Source organism: Mucilaginibacter sp. P4_G9 (assembly GCF_056400985.1).
In genome coordinates this window covers 1-2,744 of the sequence record NZ_JBFUKF010000540.1, presented here as the reverse complement: position 1 = coordinate 2,744, position 2,744 = coordinate 1, and the positions used below count along the sequence as shown (strand labels likewise).

Here is a 2,744-nt window from a genome sequence, read left to right as displayed (position 1 = left end):
TGAAGATACAGATGGCCTGATCTGGATAAGCACCCGCGAGGGAATAAGCATATTTGATTACAAAACCGGCAAGTTTACCAATCTCAACAAGCGTAATGGTTTACCGGATAATACAGTGATTGATATGCAGGAGTATAACAGGAATAACATTTGGGTGAGTACGCCCAATGGATTATCCAGCATTTTTATAGATCGGTCAGCAGGTAAGCTTAAATTTCGGTTTGTAAACTATAATGAAACAGAAGGGTTGCAAGGACGGGAGTTTACCGAAAATTCATCATATAAAACCCGTGAAGGAGAATTATTATTTGGCGGGGGCAATGGTTTTAACCTGTTTAAACCGTCAAATATCGTTGCCAATAAAAAACAACCCGATTTGATATTTACTGATTTTCAGGTATTTAACAGGAGTTTAAATGTTGGTGAAAAAGTTAATGGCCGGGTTTTACTGCCAAAATCGATAACAGTTTTGAAAGACCTTAAACTTAATTATGATGATAATGTATTCGCTATAGAATTTGCGGCACTTAATTATTTTAATCCCGATAAGGTAAAATACCAGTATAAAATGGTGGGTTTTGATAATGATTGGATAAATGCCGATAACAAAACCAGAAAAGCCCCCTATACCAACCTCGATCCTGGTAATTATACATTTAAAGTAAGGGCCGGTGATAATGAGGGCTGGAATAATAAAGAACTTACATTAAACATCAGTATATCACCGCCATTCTGGAAAACTACCTGGGCTTATATCTTATATGTTGGCCTGGCAGTTGGTTCGCTATTGTATTTAAGAAAACGCGGCATCGAAAAGCTACGCGCGCAATTTTCTATTGAGAAAGAGCGCGAAGAGGCTCAGCGGATGCATGAACTCGATTTGATGAAGATTAAATTCTTCACAAACGTTAGTCATGAGTTCCGGACGCCTTTATCGCTCATTATGGCCCCGGTTGATAAGATACTTAAACAAATTAATGAACCCGAAGTGCAGCGTCAGCTGATGATGGTGAACCGTAATGCAAAACGTTTGCTCAACCTGGTTAATCAGCTGCTTGATTTCAGGAAGATGGAATACCAGGAACTAAAGCTGCATAAGATGAATGGCAATATTATCAGTTTTATAAAAGAKCTGTCGTTTGCTTTCACCGATGTAGCTGATCAAAAAAATATCCGTTTTGTGTTTGATTCGGAAATTGAAACCTATTATACAAGTTTTGATCATGATAAAATAGAAAGGATTATGTTCAACCTGCTTTCAAATGCTTATAAGTTTACACATGAGGGTGGGCAGGTAAGCGTTTTAATTAACCTGGTAGATAAAGGAGATGAACATGATGATTTGCTGGAAATAAGGGTTGTAGATACGGGAATAGGTATTGCAGCCGATAAACTTAACAGGATATTTGATCCATTTTTTCAGAATGATCTGCCAGGATCTATGCTCAACCAGGGAAGTGGAATAGGTTTATCGATAACCAAAGAGTTTGTAAAGCTGCATGATGGTGAAATTTTTGTTGAAAGTGAGTTTAACCAGGGAAGCTGTTTTACAGTTTTATTGCCTGTAAGCCGGTTAGATAACATTGTTTTTACCGATACACTTTTACCCTTTGACCATACCAATGAATCATTAACCCACAAAGCCCTGCAAAGGAACGATCTTCATAAAGAGAACCGGGATGGTAAAAAACCTACCGTATTATTGGTTGAGGATAATGAAGATTTCAGATTTTACATTAAAGACAATTTAAAATCGGCATTTAACATAATTGAAGCCGAGAACGGTAAAAAAGGTTGGCAAAAAGCACTGGCCCAGCATCCTAACCTGGTTGTGAGCGACATCAGTATGCCCGAAATGAACGGTATTGATCTGTGTTTAAAAATCAAGAATGATAAACGCACCTCACATATTCCTGTAATACTGTTAACGGCATTAACCGGGGAAGATCAGCAGTTAAAAGGGTTGGAAACAGGTGCAACCGATTATCTTACCAAACCTTTTAACTTCGAGATACTTCAGTCAAAAATCCGAAATATACTGAGCCAGCAGGAAAGCATGCGCAAAACCTATACCAAGCAGGTGGAAGTAAATCCAACCGAGATGCATGTAGATTCGCCGGATGAACTGTTCATTAAAAAGGTGCTTACCCTGATTGACAGCAATATCTCGAATCCTAATTTTTCTGTTGAGGAATTAAGCAACGAGGTTTTTGTAAGTCGGTATACCTTATATAAGAAGATATTAGCCATGACGGGCAAAACTCCTAATGAACTGGTGCGATCCATGCGGTTAAAGCGTGCTGCCCAGCTTCTGGAAACAGGGCATCTAACCATATCCCAGATCTGCAATAAAGTAGGGTTCAAAAGCCAGAAATACTTTGTAAAGATGTTTAAGGCCGAATACAATACCATTCCATCTAAATACCTGGAAGACGCCGAAGAGGCAGAATTATAGTTTACTATACTATAATTTTCCTTTACGGAAATAGATTTTTGTAGGTCTTTTATTGATAAAATATAGATATAAGTTCTTCTAAATTAGTTTTTTTTTAGATGTTTCAAGTGTTTTTTTCCGTCCGAAATAAACAACGTGGAATGATAAACGCAGTTTCGTTTAGCTTCTGCAATATTAAAACTAAGCCACCTCGTCAGATGCAAAATTGCTTTCCCGTAACTGTCAGCTGTGCGCGATAAACTGATACTATTATCGCATTTTGAAAAGTAGTATTAAGGCTGTATAGGGA

General features: G+C 37.8%; 1 protein-coding gene. It reads left to right on the top strand.

Features of this window, described 5'->3' with window-relative positions:
• A partial coding sequence (locus AC1DPZ_RS24985) for a hybrid sensor histidine kinase/response regulator transcription factor (protein ID WP_477408587.1) occupies window positions 1–2,455 on the top strand: 2,455 nt, incomplete at its 5' end.
• Between the last annotated feature and the right edge of the window lie 289 nt (window positions 2,456–2,744).